Here is a 24393-nt window from a genome sequence, read left to right as displayed (position 1 = left end):
GTGCCGGGTAAATAGAGGGTTAATTAGCAAATATTATGTTTTTGAAACAGTTGAGCTAAAAAAGAGATAAATTGTTAACACGATAGGGGCGATCGGGAGAGTCAGCATAGCCTTGTGCTCATTCATATTCCGATCTCCTTGAGCTATAGTGGCTATCTGAGCCATATCAGTATAGTGTAGCGGTTAGCCACGGCCTTCAGGCGGTGTGCGCTGTTGCTCCATGTTGCAATAGCAGAACTCGTCAAGCCAGACTGTCAGCGAACCGCGCTGCCTGAGTGTGGCTGGCCGGTGGGTGACTTTAAACTTTTGCTTTGCCATAGGGACCCGATTCTGAAACGATGGCAATGATCAGAACCGTCCATCTCCTGAAAATTTGATTTATTCAACAACGCCGAGACTGATAGCAAACTTTCTGCGTGATGGCGCGCGTTTATCAGGCAGAAGGTTCGTCAGCAGTCGCATTTATTATATTATTCAAGGAGTGAATTCGTTATGGAAATTAAATTTTTATCATTATGTATTTTAGCGGGTGTTTTATTTGTTAGCCAGGTGAATGCTTCAGAGAACAACGGTAAAGATGATGTAAAATATGCTGCGCTTACCCAGAAGGATCTTGATGCTTTGCCTGTGGAAAAAAGAGCTTCGGTTCTGGATGAACTGGGGTTTATCCATGAATACGGTATTGGTGTGCCGATGAATCGCGAACGGGCGTTGCAGTATTACAAGCAGGCCTGTGAACTTGGCGGTAACTACGGTTGCTATAATGTGAAGTATGCTTATCAGTATGGCGACGGAGTGGCGAAAGATAGCGCTCAGGCCAATAAGTATGCTAAGAAAATGAATCTGGATAATTTATTGATTGAGCAAGAGTATATCGATAAGTTTTCGCAAGAAATTTACGCGGCAAAAGCATTGGCCGATACGGATAAATCGCAGCGACCAGAATTTATTAATGCACTATTTAATCGTCTAAATAATAGGCCAGAGAGCGATGCGCTTTTTTTTAGTCGTATCGGATTTAATCAGGAAAAAACATTTCGGCTGGCTACGTTATGGTCGCAGGATGGCGACCCGCAAATGGATTATCAGATGGGGCGACTCACCCTTAATGACTTTTCCGGTCGCTATGCGGACGAGCCTTATAAAGCCAGGCCGGCCTCGTTGAAATGGTTTCGCGCCGCCGCGGAAAAAGGCGTCGTTGAGGCCCAATCTCTCTTGGGGGGTATTTATTCGGGGGGAGAGGGCGATGAGTGGGGGATTAAGCCAGACATTCAGGAAGCACAAAAATGGTATGGTCAGGCGGCTGAGCAGGGGGACAGCGATGCACAGATTGCGTTAGGTAAAATCTATTATTCTGGCGCAACAGGGCGCACTGATTACGCTAAAGCGCTGGCATTATTTACGCAGGTTGAAAATGATGGTACTAATTCGCGCTCAACGATGCCGTTGAGTTGGATGTATTATAACGGTTTAGGTACTGCACCTGATTGTGATAAAGCCTGGTCGTATTACAAGAAAGCATCTCGATATGTAGGTAAGAAGGTTGAGGAAAAAATATTTTTAAGTAAATGCGCAGCGGATATTCAGAGTCGAAAAAACAACGCGGATGCTTTACCCAAAGTAACCCTAAAAAAAGAGAGTATTTTCTCTCGCGGGATAACGGCTAAACCGAAAGAATGCGCACTAATTTTTCAGATTGGCACAGATAAAATCCGTAACATGGCGAATTTGCATATTACGCTTGAGCTGAAAAATGATGATGGAATGGCAACTGAGGAAACGTTAATGATTCCGCCATTCGGTTTGAATACACTGGGGATAGATATGCAAAATCATGATGTTGATCCTCTCGTTACCCCATACGATCTCCCGCTGTATACGCAAGATTTTTGTCACGGGATCGGCGATATCCATTTTACGCTGAAATCCGCTACGGCAACGATTAACGGTAAGAATGTCGATTTACTGAAAGCTGACAGTGTGCGCTTTTTAGATAAAGAATAAGGGAATGAAAAATGATAAAACGGAAATGGAATCTTTTGCTTCTGCTTGGGCTTTCTTTCGCATCGGTATGCCAGGCAGGTGATGATATTGACGCGTTGTATAGCCGTATTGCGCAGAAAGATATTCAGGCGCTAAATGAGCTAAAAGCGTTAGCTAAGGATAATAATGCCCAAGCGCTGGCAGAACTGGGGTTTATTTATGAGTACGGCGTTGCTGTGCCGAAAGATACGATACAGGCTATCAAGTATTATGAGCAGGCTTGTCATGTTGAAGAACCCTATGGCTGCTACAACGCTCGTTATTTTTATCTGCATGGCCTGGGGGTGATGCAGGATGACGTTTTGGCAAAAGAGCTTGCGGATAAAACCAGTAAAGCAGACATCGATACTGATGCGCAGACGGTGACGCGCCTGATAGCCGACGAAATAGATACGGCAAAGCAAGCCGCGGAAAGCGATATTACTCAGCGTTCCCGGTTTATTGAAACATTACGCCAGTATGCCGGCGGCGGGAGCGCGATGGCCGCGCTCATCACACGCCTGGGTTATTCAAAGGCGGATATCCTGCACCTTGCGGAGCTGTGGGCGCAGGAGAGAGACCCTGAACTTAACTTTATCGTTGGTAGCCTCTATGACTCTGGTTTTGTTGAGGTCGACGATAAAGAGGCGCGTTCGTTGCAATGGTTCCGCAAGGCTGCTGAATTGGGCCAGGCTGATGCGCAGAATATACTCGGTTACTTCTACTTGAATGGAAAACGAGGGATTAAGCGCGATCTGCAGAAGGGGGTGCAGTGGTACGAGTTGGCGGCTGCGCAGGGGAATGCCGATGCGCTCATAAATCTTGGTGAGATCTATTACTCCGGGACGCAGGTTCCGCTTGATTACGCTCGGGCGTTTGAATTCTTTGAACGGGCGGCGAAGATGGGCAAGTCTCGCGCTTTAAACTATCTTGCCTGGATGTATACCAACGGTCAGTTTGTCGACACGGACTGCCGGAAGGCAGCGGAGTTGTTTGCTCAGGGGCGAACAAGTTTTGCAGACGATCCCCATTTTCAGGTGACCTGCGAAAAAGACCGACAGGCCCGCGCTGAGGCTGTGGCAATGCGTGAAAAGAATTTGCCGAAGTTAACCTTCAATCGTGATCGTGTTTTCGGTGCGAGCCAGGGCAGCGGCTATGCATGCGAGCTGGAGTTTGTCGTCAAAACGGACAGAATCAGCAGTATAGAGAATTTACGCGTCTCACTGGCGCTGAAAAATAAGGCCGGGGCGATGTCACAGCAGGTTATCGCATTTGAGCCTTTTGGGCTAAATACGCAGAACCGCAATTTACAAGGGTATAAGTCTGATACGCTCCGTGAATCGACATTACAACCTGTCTATCAGCCGGAATTTTGCGATGTTGATAGCTATAGCGTGACTGCTGTGACGGGAATGGTTAACGGTAAAGAGATGGATATGCTTAAGGCAGGCATTTTTCTGTAACTGCGAGCGAAAATAATGGCGTATCAAGCGATACGCCATCAAAAGTCTTACCAGACGTAAGTCAGCAGATTCTGCGAATTCGGCACCATAAAATCAACGGACATCATGATACTCAGCGCGGTAATCGCAATGATAGAGAAGCCGAACAGCTTGCGCGCCCAGACCTTATCATCTTCCACTTTGTAACCGCGTAGCGCCATGCCGAGCCACCAAACGCTGACCGCCGCGGCGACCACCAGGTATTTGTAACCGGCATAACCGCCCAACGTGAGCATTAGCGTTGCAACGGCAAACGCAATGATGTACAGCGTGATGTGGTTTTTAGCGACTGAGATTCCTTTTACCACCGGCAGAACCGGGATATTGGCCGCCTGATAGTCCTTAAAGCGGAAAATGGCGATGGCGTAAGAGTGCGGCATCTGCCAGAGGCTGAAAATAGCCAACAGAATCGCCGCGCCGCTGTCAAAGTCGCCCGTTACGGCGCAGTAGCCAATCACCGGCGGCGCTGCGCCGGAGAGAGAACCAATCAGCGTTCCGTAAACGGAGTGACGCTTCATGTACAAGCTGTACACGCCAACGTAGACCACGAAGCCCATCACCCCCAGCCAGCAGGCCAGAGGATTAGCGCCAAACCACAGCAGCATAAAGCCAGCAATACCCAGCAGGGTGGCGTATACCAGCGAGACGCCAGGAGAAATCAGGCCTTTGACCAGCACCCGATTCTTGGTCCTTTCCATCTTCCTGTCGATATCCCTGTCGATGTAGTTGTTAAATACACAACCCGACGCCACAACCAGTGACACCCCGACCAGCGTATAGATGAACAGGGGATAGTCAATGCTGCCCTTTGAGGCCAGCAGAAATCCCCCGATCACCGAGATCAGGTTGCCAAAGATGATGCCTGGTTTCGTTACTTGCAGGTATTGCTTAAACATCATACTCGCCGCTCTTAGTGCATCATCATGTTGTAGTTGAGGTTCCACATAATCCAGATGGAGCCCACAACCAGGATGGCGATGATCAGCACGGTAAAGATGAAGGCCGTCATGTTCCAGCCTTCATCAGATTTGGTGTTCATGTGCAGGAAACACACCAGATGCACCAAAATCTGCACCACTGCCATTGCCAGGATAGATCCCAGAATAACGGCCGGAGAGGCAGCGCCGGTCATCACCATCCAGAATGGAATAACCGTCAGGATGACCGACAGGATAAAGCCGGTCATGTACGTTTTTACGCTGCCGTGGGATGCGCCGCCGCTCTCGGTAGAATGACTCATTACATCGCCCCCATCAGATAAACAACAGTGAATACGCAAATCCAAATTACATCCAGGAAGTGCCAGAACAGGCTCAGGCACATGATGCGGGTACGGTTAGTGCTGGTCAGACCGCGACGGGCAACTTGCACCATCAGCACCGCCATCCAGATCAAACCGGAAGTGACGTGCAGACCGTGCGTGCCGACCAGCGCGAAGAACGCAGACAGGAAGCCGCTGCGATCCGGGCCCATACCGTTAACAATCAGGTGATGGAATTCATAGAGTTCCATCCCGATAAATCCGGCACCGAACAAGAAGGTCAACGCCAGCCAGGAGATAACCTGGCTCTTGTTGTTCTTGTGCATGGCGATCGCCGCCATGCCGTAGGTAATGGAGCTAAATAACAGCAGGAAGGTTTCAACCAGAACGAACGGCAGTTCGAAAATGTCCTTACCTGTCGGGCCGCCAGCGGTGCCGTTCACCAGAACGGCATAGGTAGCAAACAGAATAGAGAACAGAATGCAGTCGCTCATCAGGTAGACCCAAAATCCGAAGATTTTGTTCTGGCCTGCGTCATGGTGCCCGTGTTCGTGCGCGTGGGCAGTCGCGTGCGTTAAAGTATCAGTTGCCATTTTTCAGCCCTGCCTTAGTAATCTCATCGAAATGCTGGTTTTCCAGTTTTTCGACTTCCGGGACCGGCACGTAGTAATCCACATCTTCATCAAAGCTTTTTACAATCCAGCTGATGATCATGCCTGCGAAACCCACTATCGCCAGCCACCAGATATGCCAGATCATGGCGAAGCCAAATACCGTTGCGAAGGCGGCGATAACAATACCGGCACCGCTATTTTTCGGCATATGAATCTCTTCATACTGTCCAGGCTGTTGGTACGCTTCGCCTTTTTCTTTCATTTCCCAGAAGGCGTCACGTTCGTGAACGTGCGGCACAACGGCAAAGTTATAGAACGGCGGCGGAGACGAGGTTGACCACTCCAGCGTACGGCCACCCCATGGGTCGCCGGTCAGATCGCGGTTCTGATCGCGGTCGCGAATAGAAACGAAGATCTGAATCAGTTGACACAGGATACCCAGCGCAATCAGCGCGGCGCCGGCGGCGGCAACCATCAGCATCGTATGGAACTGCGGATCAATTTGCTGGCTGAGGCGACGGGTCATGCCCATGAAGCCCAGTACATACAGCGGCATAAAGGCTACAAAGAAACCGATAATCCAGAACCAGAAGGCGCGTTTACCCCAGGTTTCGTTCAGCTTGAAGCCAAACGCCTTCGGCCACCAGTAGGTCATACCCGCGAAGCAGCCAAACACTACGCCGCCGATGATCACGTTATGGAAGTGCGCAATCAGGAACAGACTGTTGTGCAGGACGAAGTCCGCGCCCGGTACCGCCAGCAGCACGCCGGTCATACCGCCGACCGAGAAGGTCACGATAAAGCCGATGGTCCACATCATTGCGGAATGGAAGACGATACGGCCCTGATACATGGTGAACAACCAGTTGAAGATCTTCACCCCGGTCGGGATGGCGATAATCATGGTGGTGATACCGAAGAAGGCGTTAACGTTCGCGCCTGCGCCCATCGTGAAGAAGTGGTGCAGCCAAACGATAAACGACAGTACGGTAATACAGACGGTCGCCCAAACCAGCGAGGTATAGCCGAACAGACGTTTACGCGAGAAGGTCGCTGCGATTTCGGAGAATACCCCGAAGACCGGCAGAATCAGAATGTACACTTCCGGATGGCCCCAGGCCCAAATCAGGTTGATGTACATCATCATGTTGCCGCCCATATCGTTGGTAAAGAAATGGGTGCCCAGATAGCGATCCAGGGTCAGCAACGCGACGGTAACCGTCAGAATCGGGAAAGAGGCGATGATCAGTACGTTGGCGCACAAAGAGGCCCAGGTAAAGACCGGCATCTTGAACATCGTCATACCCGGCGCACGCATCTTCAGGATCGTCACGAAGAAGTTGATACCGGTTAACGTCGTACCAATACCCGAGAGTTGCAACGCCCATATCCAGTAATCGACCCCGACGCTGGGACTGTACTCTATTCCCGATAGCGGCGGATAAGCCAGCCACCCTGTCTGCGCGAATTCACCCACGCCCAGCGAGAGGTTAACCAGGATAACGCCGACAACGGTGAACCAGAAGCTCAGGTTGTTCAGGAAAGGGAACGCAACGTCGCGCGCGCCGATCTGCAGCGGAACCACCAGGTTCATCAGACCGATAACGAAGGGCATCGCCACGAAGAAGATCATGATTACGCCGTGAGCGGTAAAGATCTGATCGTAGTGGTGCGGCGGTAGAAAACCCGCTTCGCCTGCGGAGGCAAGTGCCTGCTGGCTACGCATCATGATGGCATCGGCGAAACCACGTAACAGCATCACAATCGCGACGATGATATACATGATGCCGAGGCGTTTATGGTCAACTGACGTTAACCACTCTTTCCATAGGTAGGTCCACTTACCGAAGTAAGTAATCGCTGCCAGTATCGCCAGTCCCCCGACGATAATTGCAGCGATCGTTACCATGACGATAGGTTCATGGAACGGTACTGCATCCAGTGATAATTTTCCGAACATCTTATCTTCCTCAACCCTTGGAGTTGGCGGATTCCGCGTGGCTCATGTCCATACCTTCCATTCCTTCATGCGAGCTGTGCTCACCTTCAGGTTGGGTCATGTCCATGCTCTTACCGTGGCCCATGAATTTGTTAATAACGTCCTTGAACAAATCTGGTTTCACGCTGGAGAAATATTCCACCTTGTTGTACTCGCTTGGCATAGCCACTTTCTCGAACGCCGCCATATCATTCATGGTGTTCGGAGACTGCTTCGCTTTTGCGACCCATTGGTCGAATTCTGCGCGGTCTTTGGTGGCGATAGCTTTAAACTTCATACCAGAGAAGCCCGGGCCGCTATAGCTGGCGGAGATGCCATCGTAGGTTCCGGGTTCGTTGGCGATCAGATGCAAACGTGTTTGCATACCGGCCATGGCATAAATCTGGCTACCCAGACGCGGGATAAAGAAGGAGTTCATCACGGAGTTGGAGGTCACTTTGAAATAAACCGGCGTGTTCGCCGGGAAGGCGATCTCGTTGACGGTGGCGATACCCTGCTCCGGATAGATGAAGAACCATTTCCAGTCCATGGAAACCACTTCGATGGTGATCGGTTTTTCGTCATGCGCCAGCGGCTTGCTTGGTTCAAGCGCGTGCGTGGTTTTCCAGGTCAGTACGGCAAGGAAAATGATGATCAAGATAGGCACCGTCCAGACCACGGCTTCCACTTTATTGGAGTGTGACCAGTTCGGGCTATACTTCGCATCCTTATTACTCGCACGATACTTCCAGGCGAAACCAACAGCCATCAAGATGGCGGGAATAACGACGATCAACATCAGGCCAAATGCCGTCAGTATCAGCGAACGTTGCTCCAGTCCAATCTGTCCTTTGGGATCCAGCAGCGCAGAATTACAGCCACTGAGTAATGCAGTGCCTGCAATTAATGACAACCATCCCAAACTTTTATTGTATTTCCTGAGTCTCATTTAACGACCTCAATTCCACGGGACCTGGTGGCGTTTAAAGTGTAGGGGCATTTTACGGTAAGGTTACATTACTGTAAACATGATTGGTTCTGTGTTACCAAGTTCTGCCGCGCATGTCACATATGTTGCCAAGTATGTCGAAATAACTTTAAGACACTGTTGAAACTTTGCGTTATAACGGATGAGGTCTGTAAGTGGGATGTTGAGGGATAATTGGTATAACCAATGTAAAAATAAAACAATTACTTAACAATTTATTATCAATAAAAGGACAATCAACGGCAGAAATTTAAATTTAATCGGCTGAATCGTGTAAAGAAAATAGGTAGCGTAGAAATTACCAATAATTTCCAAAATTCTGTTGCGCACAAAAAGACAAATATATTTTTTATCAATTGATGGTTATTTAGCCGTTATAATTCCGGGTCGTTATTACAACGGCAAATAATGTTTTAGAGCAGGCGTGTTTTTCGTAGCGCCAGGTAGTCCAGCAACCCGCCAAAGACAATGCCGCACACGGCAACCACTACCGCAGTCTCAAGCAATTCGGGCAGGAATGAGAAGTTAGTGTAATCCACCGCGTTCATGGTCAGCAGGAGTACCCATACCGCCAGCAAAGCGACGCCCGCGAGCAGGATTGAAAGCGCGAAATTGTAGGCGCCACGGTATTGCGTGCGGGGAATGAAACGCTCGCTCTGCCAGCTATATTCCAGCGTTTGCCGACAGACCAGCAACAGTAACAGCCCGGGAACGGCGGCAACAACCGAGAAGAGGTAGAATGTCGGCCAGCCGTGCGCTTCAACGAACCAGCCCGCTACAGGACCAACATAAACCCGGCCTACTGCGGACAGGGCCGACAGTAGGGCAAACTGTGTTGCGGAAAACGACTTATTACATAGCGTCATTAATAAGGCGACAAAGGCGGCAGTACCCATCCCGCCGCACAGATTTTCGAAAAAGACCGCCGCGCCCATGCTGAACATGTTTTTATCGGTAATGGAGAGCAACCAGTAACCGGCGTTGGACGCGCCTTGCAAAATGCCGAAAATCAGCAGCGCGCGAAACAGCGAAAGACGCTGCATTAATATGCCGCCGTATAACGCGCCGACGATCGTTGCCAGCAGGCCCAGCGTTTTATTGACCACGCCGACTTCGCCGGCGTCAAAGCCGACGCCGCGAATCAAAAAGGTGGTGGTCAGGCTCATAGCGAAGGCATCACCTAGTTTATAAAGCACAATGAGCAGTAAAATCAGCCAGGCGTTGTTACGGCCAAAGAAATCGCGTAGTGGCGCGACGACGGCCTGTTCCAGCGATTTCGGGGACGGGATAGTATCGGTCGGTTCCGGCGCCAGTAAGGTGGCGATAATGCAGGGGATCAGCAATGCCGCCATCAGCCAGTACATACCCTGCCAGCCGAGCCAGCGATCGGCCAGCCATAGCGCCAGTCCGCCGGAAACCAGCATCCCCAACCGGTAGCCAAGCACGCTGATTGCCGCGCCAGCGCCGCGTTCTTCTGCGGGTAAAACATCGGTTTTCCAGGCGTCGAACACGATATCCTGCGAGGCGGAGCAAAAAGCAATCACCACCGCCAGCGCCGCCATCCAGCGTAGCTGCGTGCCGGGTTCAAGAAAGCCCATCGCCGCAATCGCCGCCAGTAACAACAGTTGGGTGGCGAGTAACCAACCGCGACGACGACCTAAAAAAGGCGGCGTGTAGCGGTCCATCAGCGGGGACCAGAGAAACTTAAACACATAGGCCTGACCAACCAGCGAGAAGAAGCCAATCGTTTTAAGATCGATATTCTCGACGGTCATCCACGCCTGTAGCGTACCGGAAGTGAGCGCCAGCGGGAGACCGGAGGCAAAACCCAATATCAGCAGAATGGCTGAGCGCGGTTGCTGGAAAATACGTAAATATTGACTTGACATAGGCATCTACAGACCCGGCTTCTGCCGGGTCTTGTTGTTGCTATTAACGGGCGTTTTGCTTGATAAAATCGTGAATACTGGTGTCCTGAGACATATCAGCAATGGTATCGGTCAGAACGCTGTTCACCGCGTCGGCAATATTCTGGTTAGAGGCCTGGAACGCCCCTTCAATAGAGTAGTTGGCGCGATAGTTTTTGGTCATCTTGCTGCCATTTGCAGCGGTCGCAATAATCGCGATATCCGCTTTGGTCGCGATGTTGTAGCGCACGCTGCCCTGGGAAACATCAGCATACAGTTGGTTAACAATAATCTGCAGATTAACCGCGCCGTTAGGCCCGATCATATAGCCCCGCGCCGTCATCTGTTTTTCCAGGACTTCTTGTAACAGGAAGCGTAAATCGCGGGAGGCGGTTAACGTTACCAGCTGGTTGTTACGCGTGACTTTCGCTAACGCTTGATCCTGGCGTTGGTCCGCGCCGGTAATGCTAACGGTGACGCCCATCAGGCTCGGGTCCTGCTGTGGCAAGGTGATCTTCGGCGCGACGTCAATGGTCGTCGGCGGTGTGGCGCATCCTGCCAGCATAAACAGAGCGACTAACGGAAAGAGAAGTTTTTTTAACATATTCAGGCTCTCAATGACGCTTAAAACGTGATAGGTAAAAATTCCCGCCATCATAACACCGCTAACGGCGAGGGGAAGTGGTCAACGCAGGTAAATTCGTCGTAATGTCCGATTTGGTATTGATAACGGCGCGAGCGGGGATTTTGAGCGCTAAAAGAATGATTAAGGCAGTAAACTTCATACGTTTGGCTGAAATAACCAGACGAAAGCTAAATTTTTGTTGTCATGCTGTAATGGAAACGGTAAAAGCGGCTAGTATTTAAAGGGATGGGTGACATCACAGCGTTGTCGGAGGAGATTTTCATGATGATACGTGAGCAAATAGAAGAAAAATTAAGGACAGCGTTCGACCCCGTGTTTCTCGAAGTTGTGGATGAAAGCTATCGTCACAATGTTCCTGCAGGATCGGAAAGCCATTTTAAGGTCGTGCTGGTGAGCGATCGCTTTACAGGCGAACGTTTTCTTAATCGTCATCGGATGATTTACGGTACGTTAACGGCGGAACTCTCCACAACCGTACATGCGCTGGCACTGCATACTTATACCCTCAAAGAGTGGGAAGGGTTGCAGGATACTATCTTCGCGTCGCCTCCTTGTCGCGGCGCGGGAAGCATCGCGTAGCAAAACGGATTTGCAACTACCTCCGCTTTTCCAGTATGTTGCTACAGAATTATGTGAAAACGGCCTGCGGGCCGTTTTGTTTTGTCTGAATTTTGAGCGTGTCGTACAGTATTCAGACAAAAATTAGCCGAGAATTGTGAAAACCGCCGCAGCATCGCACAATCACCGTTCTCGACTCACAAAAGTGATGCCGCTATAATGCGCCGTCTTATATATGAACGTCTTCGGGATGATTCTGACGACAGGGAATGTGATTGATTATGAGAACATCCCGGTTCCGCGAAGCAAATAGCACGTGCTTGCGGAGTAGAGTTGACCGAGCACTGTGATTTTTTGAGGTAACAAGATGCAAGTTTCAGTTGAAACCACTCAGGGCCTTGGCCGCCGTGTAACGATTACAATCGCTGCTGACAGCATCGAGACCGCTGTAAAAAGCGAGCTGGTCAACGTAGCGAAAAAAGTACGTATTGACGGCTTCCGTAAAGGCAAAGTACCGATGAATATCGTCGCTCAGCGTTATGGCGCTTCTGTTCGCCAGGACGTGCTGGGCGATCTGATGAGCCGCAATTTCGTTGACGCGATCATCAAAGAAAAAATTAACCCGGCAGGCGCGCCGAACTATGTTCCGGGCGAATACAAAGTGGGTGAAGACTTCACTTACTCCGTCGAGTTTGAAGTCTATCCGGAAGTTGAGCTGACCGGCCTCGAGTCCATCGAAGTTGAAAAACCGGTTGTTGAAGTCACCGACGCTGACGTTGATGTGATGCTGGACACCCTGCGTAAGCAGCAGGCGACCTGGAAAGAAAAAGACGGCGCTGCTGATGCGGAAGACCGCGTGACCATCGACTTCACCGGCTCTGTAGATGGCGAAGAGTTCGAAGGCGGCAAAGCGACCGATTTCGTTCTGGCGATGGGCCAGGGTCGTATGATTCCGGGCTTTGAAGACGGCGTTAAAGGCCACAAAGCTGGCGAAGAGTTCACTATCGATGTGACCTTCCCGGAAGAGTACCACGCTGAAAACCTGAAAGGTAAAGCGGCTAAGTTCGTTATCAACCTGAAGAAAGTTGAAGAACGCGAACTGCCGGAACTGACCGAAGAATTCATCAAACGTTTCGGCGTTGAAGATGGTTCCGTAGCCGGTCTGCGCGCTGAAGTACGTAAAAACATGGAACGCGAGCTGAAAGGCGCGGTGCGTAACCGCGTTAAGTCTCAGGCGATCGAAGGTCTGGTAAAAGCTAACGACATCGACGTACCGTCTGCGCTGATCGACAGCGAAATCGACGTTCTGCGTCGTCAGGCTGCGCAGCGTTTTGGTGGTAACGAGAAACAGGCTCTGGAGCTGCCGCGCGAACTGTTCGAAGAACAGGCTAAGCGTCGTGTAGTTGTCGGTCTGCTGCTCGGCGAAGTCATTCGTACCAACGAGCTGAAAGCGGACGAAGAACGCGTTAAAGGCCTGATCGAAGAGATGGCGTCTGCTTACGAAGATCCGAAAGAAGTGATTGAGTTCTACAGCAAAAATAAAGAGCTGATGGACAATATGCGTAACGTCGCTCTGGAAGAACAGGCTGTTGAAGCGGTTCTGGCAAAAGCGAAAGTGTCTGAAAAAGCCACTTCCTTCAATGAGCTGATGAACCAGCAGGCGTAATTTTTCGCGTTAAAAGCACGAAATTTGCACAAAAACCCGTCACCTTTCAGTGACGGGTTTTTTTTGTCACGCATTTTGCATGGTAAGGGTGCGAAAACCGCGTTTCAGTGTTAGCGTTAGAGCAAAAGATTGTTATGCTTGAATTATGGCGATGCCGTACCCATTACAGAGGGACTGGCTGATAATCCGTCCATCAGGTTACAATCAGTACAGCAGATTTTTTCAATTTTTATCCAGGAGACGGAAATGTCATACAGCGGAGAACGAGATAATTTGGCCCCTCATATGGCGCTGGTGCCGATGGTCATTGAACAGACCTCACGCGGTGAGCGCTCTTTTGATATCTATTCTCGTCTACTTAAGGAACGCGTCATATTTCTGACCGGCCAGGTCGAAGACCATATGGCTAACCTGATCGTGGCGCAGATGCTGTTCCTGGAAGCGGAAAACCCGGAAAAAGATATCTATCTGTACATTAATTCTCCTGGCGGCGTAATTACTGCGGGGATGTCCATCTATGACACCATGCAGTTTATTAAGCCAGACGTCAGCACCATTTGTATGGGACAGGCGGCCTCTATGGGGGCGTTTCTGCTGACTGCCGGGGCGAAAGGCAAACGTTTCTGCTTGCCGAACTCTCGCGTCATGATCCACCAGCCGCTGGGCGGCTATCAGGGCCAGGCGACGGATATTGAAATTCACGCCCGCGAAATTTTGAAAGTAAAAGGGCGCATGAATGAACTTATGGCGCATCATACGGGTCAATCTCTTGAGCAGATTGAACGTGATACTGAGCGCGATCGCTTCCTCTCCGCGCCTGAAGCGGTAGAGTACGGTTTGGTTGACTCAATTTTGACCCATCGTAATTGATGCCCTGGACGCAAGTGTGCCGCTATACACTTCATCCTTCACGCTACCTCGGTGTTGGCTGCCAGCGCGCCTCCCAGTGACTTACTTATGTAAGCGCCTGCGGAGTCGCTGAGTTGCCGCCTTGATGTAGCTCGAATGATTTTGTGTATATACTAATGAAGGGCGGCACAACGCTGATTAGCGGCTTGCGCCTGAGAATGGCATTTGCGTCGTCGTGTGCGGCACAAAGAACAAAGAAGAGGTTTTGACTCATGACAGATAAACGCAAAGATGGCTCGGGCAAATTGTTGTACTGCTCTTTTTGCGGCAAAAGCCAGCATGAAGTGCGCAAGCTGATTGCCGGTCCATCCGTGTATATCTGCGACGAATGCGTCGATTTATGTAACGACATTATTCGCGAAGAAATTAAAGAAGTTGCTCCGCACCGTGAACGTAGTGCGCTGCCGACGCCGCATGAAATTCGTACCCACCTGGACGATTACGTTATCGGCCAGGAGCAGGCGAAAAAAGTGCTGGCGGTGGCGGTCTATAACCACTACAAGCGTCTGCGTAACGGCGATACCAGCAATGGCGTCGAGTTAGGCAAAAGCAACATTCTGCTGATTGGACCGACCGGTTCCGGTAAAACGCTGCTGGCGGAAACGCTGGCGCGCTTGCTGGATGTGCCGTTCACTATGGCGGATGCGACCACGCTGACCGAAGCGGGTTACGTGGGGGAAGACGTCGAGAATATCATTCAGAAACTGTTGCAGAAATGCGACTACGACGTGCAAAAAGCGCAGCGTGGGATTGTCTACATTGATGAAATCGATAAGATTTCGCGTAAATCAGACAATCCGTCCATTACCCGCGATGTTTCCGGCGAAGGCGTACAGCAGGCGTTGCTGAAACTGATCGAAGGCACTGTCGCCGCGGTTCCACCGCAGGGCGGTCGCAAACATCCGCAGCAGGAGTTCTTACAGGTAGATACCTCTAAGATTCTGTTTATCTGCGGCGGCGCGTTTGCCGGTCTGGATAAAGTGATCGCTAACCGTGTTGAAACCGGCTCCGGCATTGGTTTTGGCGCGACGGTGAAAGTGAAGTCCGACAAAGCCAGCGAAGGCGAGCTGTTGTCGCAGGTTGAACCGGAAGATTTGATCAAATTTGGTCTGATTCCTGAGTTTATCGGTCGTCTGCCAGTGGTGGCGACGTTGAACGAACTCAGCGAAGAAGCGCTGATTCAAATCCTGAAAGAGCCGAAAAATGCGCTGACCAAGCAGTATCAGGCGCTGTTTAACCTGGAAGGCGTCGATCTGGAATTCCGTGACGAAGCGCTGGACGCTATCGCCAGGAAAGCAATGGCGCGTAAAACCGGTGCCCGTGGTCTGCGTTCTATCGTCGAAGCGGCGCTGCTGGATACCATGTACGATTTGCCATCTATGGAAGACGTCGAAAAAGTGGTGATCGACGAGTCCGTTATTGCCGGTCAGAGTAAGCCGTTGCTGATTTACGGCAAACCGGAAGCGCAGGCTTCTGGCGAATAATTAAACATTCATACAATCAGTTAGCCAAAAAAGGGGGGATTTTATCTCCCCTTTCGTTTTTCCTGTAAACACGCCGTTGAATGTGTGGGAAACATCCCCATATACTGACGTACATGTTATAGGTGGTATGGAGCACAGCTATACTATCTGATTACCTGGCGGACACTAAACTAAGAGAGAGCTCTATGAATCCTGAGCGTTCTGAACGCATTGAAATCCCCGTATTGCCGTTGCGCGATGTGGTGGTTTATCCGCACATGGTCATACCCTTATTTGTAGGGCGGGAAAAATCTATCCGTTGTCTGGAAGCGGCTATGGACCATGATAAAAAAATCATGCTGGTCGCCCAGAAGGAAGCATCAACGGATGAGCCGGGTGTAAACGATCTTTTCACCGTCGGGACCGTGGCCTCTATTTTGCAGATGTTGAAACTGCCTGACGGCACCGTAAAAGTGCTGGTCGAGGGGTTACAGCGCGCGCGTATTTCCGCGCTGTCTGACAACGGCGAACATTTCTCCGCGAAGGCGGAGTACCTTGATTCGCCAGCCATTGATGAGCGAGAACAAGAAGTGCTGGTGCGTACCGCTATCAGCCAGTTCGAAGGCTACATCAAGCTGAACAAAAAAATTCCGCCGGAAGTGCTGACGTCACTCAATAGCATTGACGACCCTGCACGTCTGGCTGACACCATCGCCGCGCATATGCCGCTGAAACTGGCGGATAAACAGTCCGTACTGGAGATGTCCGACGTTAACGAACGTCTGGAATATTTGATGGCGATGATGGAATCTGAAATCGATCTGCTGCAGGTTGAGAAACGCATTCGCAACCGCGTGAAAAAGCAGATGGAGAAATCCCAGCGCGAGTACTATCTGAACGAGCAAATGAAAGCGATTCAGAAAGAACTTGGCGAGATGGACGACGCGCCGGACGAAAACGAAGCGCTGAAGCGTAAGATCGACGCGGCGAAAATGCCGAAAGAGGCGAAAGAGAAAGCGGAAGCGGAACTGCAGAAGCTGAAAATGATGTCTCCGATGTCGGCGGAAGCGACCGTGGTGCGCGGCTACATCGACTGGATGGTGCAGGTGCCGTGGAATGCGCGTAGCAAGGTCAAAAAAGACCTGCGTCAGGCGCAGGAAATCCTCGATACTGACCATTATGGTCTGGAGCGCGTGAAAGACCGCATCCTTGAGTATCTCGCGGTTCAAAGCCGTGTAAATAAAATCAAGGGGCCGATCCTGTGTCTGGTGGGGCCGCCGGGGGTAGGTAAAACCTCGTTGGGCCAGTCCATCGCTAAAGCAACAGGGCGTAAATACATCCGTATGGCGCTGGGCGGCGTGCGTGATGAAGCGGAAATCCGCGGTCATCGCCGGACTTACATTGGCTCTATGCCGGGTAAACTGATCCAAAAAATGGCCAAAGTGGGGGTTAAAAACCCACTGTTCCTGCTCGATGAGATCGACAAAATGTCTTCTGACATGCGCGGCGATCCGGCTTCCGCCCTGCTGGAAGTGCTGGATCCGGAGCAGAACGTGGCGTTCAGCGATCATTACCTGGAAGTGGATTACGATCTCAGCGATGTGATGTTCGTCGCCACCTCCAACTCCATGAACATTCCGGCGCCGCTGCTGGATCGTATGGAAGTGATCCGTCTGTCCGGTTATACCGAAGATGAGAAGCTGAATATTGCTAAACGTCACCTGCTGCCGAAGCAGATCGAGCGTAACGCGCTGAAGAAAGGCGAACTGACGGTCGACGATAGCGCGATTATCGGTATTATCCGCTATTACACGCGTGAAGCGGGCGTGCGTAGTCTGGAGCGTGAAATCTCCAAACTGTGCCGCAAAGCGGTTAAACAACTGTTGCTCGATAAGTCGTTAAAACATATCGAAATTAACGGCGATAATCTGCACGACTACCTCGGTGTGCAGCGCTTTGATTATGGCCGCGCGGATAGCGAAAACCGCGTAGGTCAGGTGACGGGCCTGGCGTGGACGGAAGTGGGCGGCGATCTGTTGACCATCGAAACCGCCTGCGTACCGGGCAAAGGCAAGCTGACCTACACCGGCTCGCTCGGTGAAGTGATGCAGGAATCCATTCAGGCGGCGCTGACCGTGGTGCGCGCGCGCGCGGAAAAACTGGGTATTAATCCGGACTTTTACGAAAAACGCGATATCCACGTTCACGTGCCGGAAGGCGCAACGCCGAAAGACGGTCCAAGTGCCGGTATCGCGATGTGTACCGCGCTGGTTTCCTGCCTGACCGGTAATCCGGTGCGCGCAGATGTGGCAATGACCGGCGAGATCACGCTGCGTGGTCAGGTATTGCCGATCGGCGGCCTGAAAGAAAAACTGTTGGCGGCGCATCGCGGCGGGATTAAAACGGTCTTAATTCCGTTCGAAAATAAACGTGACCTGGAGGAGATTCCGGACAACGTGATTGCCGATCTGGATATTCACCCGGTTAAGCGCATTGAGGAAGTTCTGACGCTTGCTCTGCAAAACGAACCGTCTGGAATGCAGGTTGTAACCGCAAAATAGTGACCTCGCGCAAATAGCGCTAATAAAAACAGGGCTGGCAGGCTATTTCGGACTTGCCAGCCTTTTTTTGTATAGCTAATTTAGATGGTTGATTGGGTCTGCCACCATTAACGGGTGTTGTAAGGGCGTGGCAGGCCTGATATAACTGCTGCGCGGTCGTACTTCGAAGGATTCAGGTGCGATATAAATTATAAAGAGGAAGAGAAGAGTGAATAAATCTCAACTGATCGAAAAAATTGCTGCAGGGGCTGATATCTCTAAGGCTGCGGCTGGACGTGCGTTAGATGCGATTATTGCTTCTGTTACCGAATCTCTGAAAGAAGGGGATGACGTTGCACTGGTAGGCTTTGGTACTTTTGCTGTTAAAGAGCGTGCTGCCCGTACTGGTCGCAACCCGCAAACAGGTAAAGAGATCACCATCGCCGCTGCCAAAGTGCCGAGTTTCCGTGCAGGTAAAGCGCTGAAAGACGCGGTAAACTAAGCGTGATCCCCTCGGGGGATGTGACAAAGTACAAGGGCGCATCAACTGATGTGCCTTTTTTATTGGCGATTCGGGACTTTCTGTGCGTTGCGGGCTGACAATTGCCCTCGTTTCTTGTCACAATAGGCTTTTGTGCGCCGCGTTCAGAAAATGCGATGCGCGTGAAGTCTCTATACGCAAATCATTCAGGTTGCGTCGACGCGGCGACTGAGCGAATCACTCGGTAGCCAGCGGAGAAACCGCCTGAAAGATAAAGTGTAAAGTCACCTACAGCGGAGTGTGGTTACACCATGATGGACAGCTTACGCACGGCTGCAAACAGTCTCGTGCTCAAGATTATTTTCGTTATCATTATCGTGTCGTTCATTTTGACCGGCGTTAGTGGTTACCTGATTGGCGGAAGCAATAACTACGCCGCAAAAGTGAATGGCCAGGAAATCAGCCGGGCACAGTTTGAGAATGCGTTTAATAACGAACGTAACCGTATGCAGCAGCAGTTGGGCGACAGGTATTCTGAACTGGCGGCCAACGAAGGTTACATGAAAAGCCTGCGCCAGCAGGTGCTGAATCGTCTGATAGATGAAGCGCTGTTGGATCAATATTCCCGCGAACTGAAACTGGGCATCAGCGATGAGCAGGTAAAGCAGGCGATTTTCGCCACTCCCGCTTTTCAGGTGGACGGTAAGTTTGACAACAACCGCTATAACGCGATTGTGAATCAGATGGGAATGACCGCCGATCAGTACGCTCAGGCGCTGCGTAACCAGCTTACCACTCAGCAACTGATCAACGGCGTGGCCGGTACTGATTTTATGCTGAAAGGGGAAACCGACGAACTGGCGGCATTAGTCTCTCAACAGCGCGTGGTGCGTGAAGCCGTTATTGATGTCAACGCGCTGGCGGCGAAGCAGCAGGTGACCGATCAGGAAGTGTCCAGCTACTACGATCAGAATAAAGTCCGCTTTATGACGCCGGAACAGTTCCGCGTAAGCTATATCAAGCTGGATGCCGCGACGATGCAGGCACCGGTCAGCGATGCGGATATTCAGGCCTATTATGACCAGCATGTAGATCAGTTTACTCAGCCGGAGCGCATTCGTTACAGCATTATTCAGACCAAAACGGAAGATGATGCGAAAGCGGTACTGGATGCGCTGAACAAGGGCGAAGATTTCGCCACGCTGGCGAAAGAGAAATCCACCGATATCATCTCTGCGCGTAATGGCGGCGATATGGGCTGGCTGGAAGAGTCTGCCACGGTGCCGGAACTGAAAAACGCCGGATTAAAAGAAAAAGGTCAGATATCTGGCGTGATTAAGTCGTCTGTCGGTTTTCTGGTGGCGCGTCTGGATGATATTCAGCCTGCCAAAGTGAAACCGTTAAGCGAGGTTCGCGACGACATTGCCGCGAAAGTGAAACAAGAAAAAGCGCTGGATGCTTACTATGCGTTGCAGCAGAAGGTGAGCGATGCGGCAAGCAACGACAATGAGTCGTTAGCAGGCGCTGAACAGGTCGCTGGCGTAAAAGCGGTTGAAACCGGCTGGTTTAGCCGTGACACCTTACCGGAAGAGCTGAACTTCAAACCGGTAGCCGATGCTATCTTTAATGGCGGCCTGGTAGGCGAAAACGGTACGCCGGGGCCGAATTCAGACATTATCACCGTAGATGGCGACCGGGCTTTTGTTGTGCGCGTGAGCGAACATAAACCTGAAGCCGTGAAGCCGTTGGCAGAAGTGAAAGAACAGGTCACTGCCCTGGTGAAGCATAACAAAGCGGAACAACAGGCGAAGCTGGATGCGGAAAAACTGCTGGTCGAGCTGAAAGCGGGCAAAGGCGCGGAAGCGATGAAAGCGGCGGGTCTGAGTTTTGGCGAGCCTAAAACGTTAAGTCGTACCAGTCAGGATCCGGTGAGTCAGGCGGCCTTTGCGTTAAGCCTTCCGACGAAAGATAAGCCAGTTTATGGCGTGGCGAACGATATGCAGGGTAACGTCGTTCTGCTGGCGTTTGACGAGGTGAAAGCGGGCGCCATGCCGGAAGCGCAGAAAAAAGCGATGGTGCAGGGCATCACGCAGAACAATGCGCAAATTGTCTTTGAGGCGCTGATGAGCAATCTGCGTAAAGAGGCGAAAATCAAAATCGGCGACGCTCTGGAACAGCAGTAATCGTCGAGGCGCTTCGCAAAAAATTGCAAAACGTTGTATCCCACAAAGGCCGCTTTCGCGGCCTTTTCCATTTCTGAGAATTGCCGTTTGTTCGTTTTTCTCCGCCCCGCTATCGTGGCTGCACTGTTAACAAACAAGGAGAAAACAGTATGAAACACGGAATTAAAGCACTGCTTATTACGCTTTCTTTAACCTGCGCGGGCATGGCCCATAGCGCGCTGGCGGCGACGCCTGTCGCAAAAAATGCAGCGGTGGAAACAAAAGCGGATACGCCTTCTTCATCCTCCGCCAAAGCGGCATTACCTGCTAAAGCCAGCGATGATGAAGGTACCAGGGTGAGCATTAATACCGCGTCTGCGGAGGATCTGGCGCGGGTGATGAACGGCGTTGGGCTGAAAAAAGCGCAGGCTATTGTGAGCTATCGGGAGGAGTATGGTCCTTTTAAAACGGTGGATGATTTAAAGCAGGTGCCGGGAATGGGAAGCGCGCTGGTGGAGCGTAATCTGGCAGTTTTAACATTGTAATCACTTGCACAGTGGCCAAAATTTGCCAGACTGTAGAGGTCATACCAGTTATGACCTCTGTACTTGTCGTTTACTTATAACAACAACGTAAGGTTATTGCGCTATGCAAACACAAATCAAAGTTCGTGGATATCATCTTGATGTTTATCAACATGTTAATAATGCCCGCTATCTGGAGTTTCTGGAAGAGGCCCGTTGGGATGGGCTGGAAAACAGCGACAGCTTTCAGTGGATGACGGCCCGCAATATTGCCTTTGTGGTGGTAAACATCAATATAAATTACCGTCGTCCGGCGGTATTGAGCGATCTACTGACCGTGACCAGCCAGGTACAACAGCTTAACGGTAAAAGCGGCGTATTAAGCCAGACGATTACGCTGGAGCCAGAAGGACAGGTGGTGGCCGATGCGCTCATCACGTTTGTTTGTATTGATTTAAAAACGCAAAAAGCGCTGCCGCTGGAAGGCGAATTGCGTGAAAAGCTGGAACAGATGGTGCAATAACGCTTCGCAGTCTGATGGCGTTGAACTTGTCCGGCCTGGCGATATTGACCATGGTGCATATCGCCAGGCCGGATAAGGCGCGTGCGCCGCCATCCAGCAAAACAATCACCTTAACCCGGTTTTTTGCTTCATCGCCGCCATCACCGCCGCTTTATTCGACAGATAATGATTCAGGCCGTTAGCGCGCAGATTACAGGCTGCGCAATGACCACAGCCATCGCCTTTAATGCCGTTATAGCAGGTCAGCGTCTCTTCGCGAACTAAATCCAGTTGGCCCCAATAATCGGCCAGCGCCCAGGTTTCAGCTTTATCAATCCACATTAAGGGTGTTTCGAAACGGATATCTTTCGCCATGCCCAGATTCACCGCGTGATTCAGCGCTTTGACGAACTCATCGCGACAGTCTGGATAGCCGGAAAAATCGGTCTCGCAAACGCCGGTGATCACCGCTTCGGCTTTGACCTGATAAGCGTAAATCGCCGCCAGCGTCAGAAAGAGAATATTGCGTCCCGGTACGAAAGTATTGGGGATACCGTCAGCGTTCGGTTCATAGTCCGGCACCGGAATGCTATCCCGCGTCAGGCTGCTGACCGCCAGTTCGTTCAGCAAAGTGACATCCAGCACTTTATGCGCGCGTGCGCCAAGTTTTAACGCCAGTGCGCGCGCGACATCAATCTCTGCGCGGTGGCGCTGACCATAATCAAACGTGACACAATGCACTTCATCATACTGATGCCGCGCTTGCGCCAGACAAGTGGTGGAGTCCTGACCTCCACTAAATACAACAACGGCGCGTTTCATAGTTATCCTGATCAATGACGAAAGCCAATATGGTAACGCGTACGGATAATCCCGACCAGCTTCTTCACGGCGAAGGCGGAGGAAGCCAGGCTTCGCTAAATTCAAACCAGCCGCGAGGGGTGAGTCGAACGCCGTTAACGCCCGGTGGGGCGCTGATGCGATAGTGATAATTAAATAGTGGCGTAAGTGTGGCGTCATCCATCAGGTTGGCAAAAACTTGTTGTAGCGCGGCGCGGCGATCTTTTTCATTGGGCTGAATTTGCAGAGCGTCAAGCGTAGCCTGCAGATGGGAAAACGCAGGCGCGTCAAGGACATGTGGCCAGATCTGATCGCAACGTAGCCACTGCTCCAGCGTATATTCCGGCGCTTCGCCGATCAGCCTGTCGCCCATCATCAGATCCGCTTGCGCCAACGCAGGGCAGTTATCCCAGTTTTTGGCATTATGAAAAATCAACGTTAACTCACAGCCGAGCGTCGCCAGGTAATGTCGAAGCTGTTCCGCCATCGTATGCAGCTCTACGGGAAGGTGATACGCCAGGGTAAGTTTTTTCGGCAATGGCGTTTCATCAACGTCCTGCCATTGCGGGATTGTCCAGCCGGGTAGCAGCCCCTGACTTGGCATAATCAAGTTCTCATCTACCGGCAAGGTTTTCAGCAGCGAAGTATGATGGATAATATGTATCAGACGCCGCGCCTGCTGTACGTTGAGCCGTGAGCCCTTTTTGAGGGTTAAATAACAAAAGCCCAGGCTGATACCACTACTTACCTGACTCAGCGTCGCCAGCTCTTCCGGTTTGCCGATGGCAATCTGCACCGGATGGCGGCAACTGGTGCCCAGATCCTGGGCAAACAGTTGCGGGGTGATCCAGAATTCAATCGCTTTCAGCAGCGGATGGCTGAGGTGATAATGGTCATGACTTTCCAGACGCACCAGTTCCGGCGTGAACAACGCCAGGCGAAAAGGACCGGTGCCGATAAGCGGCAGGTCAGGATGCGCCAGACCGCTACAATAGCTCGCCAGACGATGCGCCAGCCAGTAATCAGGTCGGTGAAGGAGAAAGGTCAGGCACTGAGGATGCGTTACTTCGATCCGTGCGACGCTAATAAACAATTTGCTTAGCGCGGGTAGGGTAAGCAGCCTTTCCAGGCGTTCGTGTAGCTGCGCGGTATCCACCGCATCGCCATTATGCCAGTGCAGCGTGGAGCGAATATAAAAATCCCAGCGTAAACCGTCGGCGGAAACCTTCCAGTGATGCGCCAAATCCCCGCAAGGATATTGACTGTCGCGGTCGAAGCGCGTTAACCCGGAAAAAACTTGCCCTGCGAGATGCTGTTCCGCGCGGCCTGGCAGGAAACCCGGCTGCAGCGGATCAAGCGGACGATAGTAGGGAATACGCAATGTCGGCGTATCGTTTTGCCATTGGCCGCCCATAAAAGGCTGGAGCATCGCCCGTAACTCGCCCGGCGCCAGCTGCGCCAGTTCCAGTACGTTGAGCTGCTGCCCTTTTTCCAGCGCCTGTTCCATCATGGCGGTGCGGAGCGATTCCGGCGTGACCAGAAACTGGAGCCGTCCACGTTTCCCGCGCCCGGACTGCGCCTCCCATCTTAGCCAACCCGCCTGCTGGGCCTGACGCAGCAGCGTTCGCAGATGGCGCTCGCTACAAAAACAGCGTTCGGCCAGTTCGCTAACGGTGACATGTTGCGTTTCCCCGGCGGAAGGCTGCCAGAGGCGTTGATATTGATTAAGCCGATTCAGTAGCCTCATAAAACCCGGAACACTTCCTTTTATCTGTTCACTATTACTTCCGTATATCTCAGGTAATACTGAACAACAAGTTAACCGCGTCA

General features: G+C 51.4%; 20 protein-coding genes and 1 pseudogene. 11 read left to right on the top strand and 10 right to left on the bottom strand.

Annotation, left to right across the window (positions count from 1 at the left end; genetic code table 11):
• Positions 1 to 120: 120 nt before the first annotated feature.
• Positions 121 to 318, bottom strand: a pseudogene (locus ACLJPQ_RS04270) (transposase); the annotation flags it as partial.
• Between the two features lie 174 nt (positions 319 to 492).
• Between ACLJPQ_RS04270 and ACLJPQ_RS04265 the strand changes: the two are divergent.
• Positions 493 to 2004, top strand: coding sequence for a tetratricopeptide repeat protein (locus ACLJPQ_RS04265; protein WP_000403153.1), 1512 nt, complete (start codon positions 493 to 495; stop codon positions 2002 to 2004).
• A gap of 11 nt (positions 2005 to 2015) precedes the next feature.
• Complete coding sequence (locus ACLJPQ_RS04260; protein ID WP_079787598.1) at positions 2016 to 3485, top strand: tetratricopeptide repeat protein; 1470 nt, start codon at positions 2016 to 2018, stop codon at positions 3483 to 3485.
• A gap of 47 nt (positions 3486 to 3532) precedes the next feature.
• On the opposite strand, the gene cyoE is transcribed toward ACLJPQ_RS04260, so the two are convergent.
• The 7 genes from cyoE to ACLJPQ_RS04225 form a co-directional block, all read right to left on the bottom strand.
• Positions 3533 to 4423 (bottom strand): heme o synthase, encoded by an 891-nt coding sequence (gene cyoE / locus ACLJPQ_RS04255; protein WP_000971352.1) that lies wholly within the window; start codon positions 4421 to 4423, stop codon positions 3533 to 3535.
• Between the two features lie 11 nt (positions 4424 to 4434).
• Positions 4435 to 4764: a cytochrome o ubiquinol oxidase subunit IV gene (locus tag ACLJPQ_RS04250; protein ID WP_000019878.1), complete on the bottom strand. Its 330-nt coding sequence runs from the start codon at positions 4762 to 4764 to the stop codon at positions 4435 to 4437.
• Positions 4764 to 5378 (bottom strand): cytochrome o ubiquinol oxidase subunit III, encoded by a 615-nt coding sequence (locus ACLJPQ_RS04245; RefSeq protein ID WP_000179833.1) that lies wholly within the window; start codon positions 5376 to 5378, stop codon positions 4764 to 4766. The genes ACLJPQ_RS04250 and ACLJPQ_RS04245 overlap by 1 nt, the downstream gene beginning before the upstream one ends.
• Positions 5368 to 7359 carry a cytochrome o ubiquinol oxidase subunit I gene (gene cyoB / locus ACLJPQ_RS04240; RefSeq protein ID WP_000467158.1) on the bottom strand — a complete coding sequence of 664 codons (1992 nt, stop codon included), beginning with the start codon at positions 7357 to 7359 and terminating at the stop codon, positions 5368 to 5370. Before cyoB ends, ACLJPQ_RS04245 begins: the two co-directional genes overlap by 11 nt.
• A gap of 10 nt (positions 7360 to 7369) precedes the next feature.
• Entirely contained in the window at positions 7370 to 8326 is a 957-nt protein-coding gene (gene cyoA / locus ACLJPQ_RS04235; protein ID WP_001239449.1) for a cytochrome o ubiquinol oxidase subunit II, read from the bottom strand.
• A gap of 452 nt (positions 8327 to 8778) precedes the next feature.
• A complete protein-coding gene (ampG, locus tag ACLJPQ_RS04230) occupies positions 8779 to 10254 on the bottom strand; it encodes a muropeptide MFS transporter AmpG (RefSeq protein ID WP_000098481.1) in 1476 nt (491 codons plus the stop codon).
• 43 nt (positions 10255 to 10297) lie between these two features.
• Complete coding sequence (locus tag ACLJPQ_RS04225; RefSeq protein ID WP_001537832.1) at positions 10298 to 10876, bottom strand: lipoprotein; 579 nt, start codon at positions 10874 to 10876, stop codon at positions 10298 to 10300.
• Positions 10877 to 11179: 303 nt separating this feature from the next.
• Between ACLJPQ_RS04225 and bolA the strand changes: the two genes are divergently transcribed.
• The 9 genes from bolA to fadM all read left to right on the top strand — a co-directional run bounded on the left by bolA (position 11180) and on the right by fadM (position 21744).
• The gene (gene bolA, locus ACLJPQ_RS04220) at positions 11180 to 11497 is read left to right on the top strand and encodes a transcriptional regulator BolA (protein ID WP_000973433.1); all 318 of its coding nucleotides are present in this window, start codon (positions 11180 to 11182) and stop codon (positions 11495 to 11497) included.
• A gap of 346 nt (positions 11498 to 11843) precedes the next feature.
• Positions 11844 to 13142, top strand: a complete 1299-nt coding sequence (gene tig / locus ACLJPQ_RS04215; protein WP_001198406.1) for a trigger factor — start codon at positions 11844 to 11846, stop codon at positions 13140 to 13142.
• A 246-nt stretch (positions 13143 to 13388) separates the two neighbouring features.
• Entirely contained in the window at positions 13389 to 14012 is a 624-nt protein-coding gene (clpP, locus tag ACLJPQ_RS04210; protein ID WP_000122257.1) for an ATP-dependent Clp endopeptidase proteolytic subunit ClpP, read from the top strand.
• Between the two features lie 251 nt (positions 14013 to 14263).
• Positions 14264 to 15535, top strand: coding sequence for an ATP-dependent protease ATP-binding subunit ClpX (clpX, locus tag ACLJPQ_RS04205; protein ID WP_193627505.1), 1272 nt, complete (start codon positions 14264 to 14266; stop codon positions 15533 to 15535).
• Between the two features lie 185 nt (positions 15536 to 15720).
• Complete coding sequence (gene lon, locus ACLJPQ_RS04200) at positions 15721 to 18075, top strand: endopeptidase La (RefSeq protein ID WP_001067723.1); 2355 nt, start codon at positions 15721 to 15723, stop codon at positions 18073 to 18075.
• A 190-nt stretch (positions 18076 to 18265) separates the two neighbouring features.
• The gene (gene hupB, locus ACLJPQ_RS04195; protein WP_254888479.1) at positions 18266 to 18556 is read left to right on the top strand and encodes a nucleoid-associated protein HU-beta; all 291 of its coding nucleotides are present in this window, start codon (positions 18266 to 18268) and stop codon (positions 18554 to 18556) included.
• A 290-nt stretch (positions 18557 to 18846) separates the two neighbouring features.
• Entirely contained in the window at positions 18847 to 20718 is a 1872-nt protein-coding gene (gene ppiD / locus ACLJPQ_RS04190) for a peptidylprolyl isomerase (RefSeq protein WP_000969434.1), read from the top strand.
• A 149-nt stretch (positions 20719 to 20867) separates the two neighbouring features.
• The gene (locus tag ACLJPQ_RS04185; protein WP_000680322.1) at positions 20868 to 21242 is read left to right on the top strand and encodes a helix-hairpin-helix domain-containing protein; all 375 of its coding nucleotides are present in this window, start codon (positions 20868 to 20870) and stop codon (positions 21240 to 21242) included.
• A gap of 103 nt (positions 21243 to 21345) precedes the next feature.
• Positions 21346 to 21744, top strand: a complete 399-nt coding sequence (gene fadM / locus ACLJPQ_RS04180) for a long-chain acyl-CoA thioesterase FadM (protein ID WP_001194543.1) — start codon at positions 21346 to 21348, stop codon at positions 21742 to 21744.
• A 105-nt stretch (positions 21745 to 21849) separates the two neighbouring features.
• Here the strand turns inward: fadM and queC are convergent, their stop codons facing one another.
• The gene (gene queC, locus ACLJPQ_RS04175; RefSeq protein WP_000817201.1) at positions 21850 to 22545 is read right to left on the bottom strand and encodes a 7-cyano-7-deazaguanine synthase QueC; all 696 of its coding nucleotides are present in this window, start codon (positions 22543 to 22545) and stop codon (positions 21850 to 21852) included.
• 64 nt (positions 22546 to 22609) lie between these two features.
• Positions 22610 to 24310 (bottom strand): SgrR family transcriptional regulator, encoded by a 1701-nt coding sequence (locus tag ACLJPQ_RS04170; protein ID WP_001238174.1) that lies wholly within the window; start codon positions 24308 to 24310, stop codon positions 22610 to 22612.
• Positions 24311 to 24393: the final 83 nt, after the last annotated feature.

Origin of the sequence: Salmonella sp. SAL04213 (assembly GCF_046550535.1) — a bacterium.
Lineage (GTDB): Bacteria > Pseudomonadota > Gammaproteobacteria > Enterobacterales > Enterobacteriaceae > Salmonella > Salmonella enterica.
This window is presented reverse-complemented; position numbering and strand designations above follow the sequence as displayed.

Coding starts and splice junctions, on each gene's coding strand:
- ACLJPQ_RS04265 (WP_000403153.1), top strand. CDS start 493: ATGGAAATTAAATTTTTATCATTATGTATTTTAGCGGGTGTTTTATTT.
- ACLJPQ_RS04260 (WP_079787598.1), top strand. CDS start 2,016: ATGATAAAACGGAAATGGAATCTTTTGCTTCTGCTTGGGCTTTCTTTC.
- cyoE (WP_000971352.1), bottom strand. CDS start 4,423: ATGATGTTTAAGCAATACCTGCAAGTAACGAAACCAGGCATCATCTTT.
- ACLJPQ_RS04250 (WP_000019878.1), bottom strand. CDS start 4,764: ATGAGTCATTCTACCGAGAGCGGCGGCGCATCCCACGGCAGCGTAAAA.
- ACLJPQ_RS04245 (WP_000179833.1), bottom strand. CDS start 5,378: ATGGCAACTGATACTTTAACGCACGCGACTGCCCACGCGCACGAACAC.
- cyoB (WP_000467158.1), bottom strand. CDS start 7,359: ATGTTCGGAAAATTATCACTGGATGCAGTACCGTTCCATGAACCTATC.
- cyoA (WP_001239449.1), bottom strand. CDS start 8,326: ATGAGACTCAGGAAATACAATAAAAGTTTGGGATGGTTGTCATTAATT.
- ampG (WP_000098481.1), bottom strand. CDS start 10,254: ATGTCAAGTCAATATTTACGTATTTTCCAGCAACCGCGCTCAGCCATT.
- ACLJPQ_RS04225 (WP_001537832.1), bottom strand. CDS start 10,876: ATGTTAAAAAAACTTCTCTTTCCGTTAGTCGCTCTGTTTATGCTGGCA.
- bolA (WP_000973433.1), top strand. CDS start 11,180: ATGATGATACGTGAGCAAATAGAAGAAAAATTAAGGACAGCGTTCGAC.
- tig (WP_001198406.1), top strand. CDS start 11,844: ATGCAAGTTTCAGTTGAAACCACTCAGGGCCTTGGCCGCCGTGTAACG.
- clpP (WP_000122257.1), top strand. CDS start 13,389: ATGTCATACAGCGGAGAACGAGATAATTTGGCCCCTCATATGGCGCTG.
- clpX (WP_193627505.1), top strand. CDS start 14,264: ATGACAGATAAACGCAAAGATGGCTCGGGCAAATTGTTGTACTGCTCT.
- lon (WP_001067723.1), top strand. CDS start 15,721: ATGAATCCTGAGCGTTCTGAACGCATTGAAATCCCCGTATTGCCGTTG.
- ppiD (WP_000969434.1), top strand. CDS start 18,847: ATGATGGACAGCTTACGCACGGCTGCAAACAGTCTCGTGCTCAAGATT.
- ACLJPQ_RS04185 (WP_000680322.1), top strand. CDS start 20,868: ATGAAACACGGAATTAAAGCACTGCTTATTACGCTTTCTTTAACCTGC.
- fadM (WP_001194543.1), top strand. CDS start 21,346: ATGCAAACACAAATCAAAGTTCGTGGATATCATCTTGATGTTTATCAA.
- queC (WP_000817201.1), bottom strand. CDS start 22,545: ATGAAACGCGCCGTTGTTGTATTTAGTGGAGGTCAGGACTCCACCACT.
- ACLJPQ_RS04170 (WP_001238174.1), bottom strand. CDS start 24,310: ATGAGGCTACTGAATCGGCTTAATCAATATCAACGCCTCTGGCAGCCT.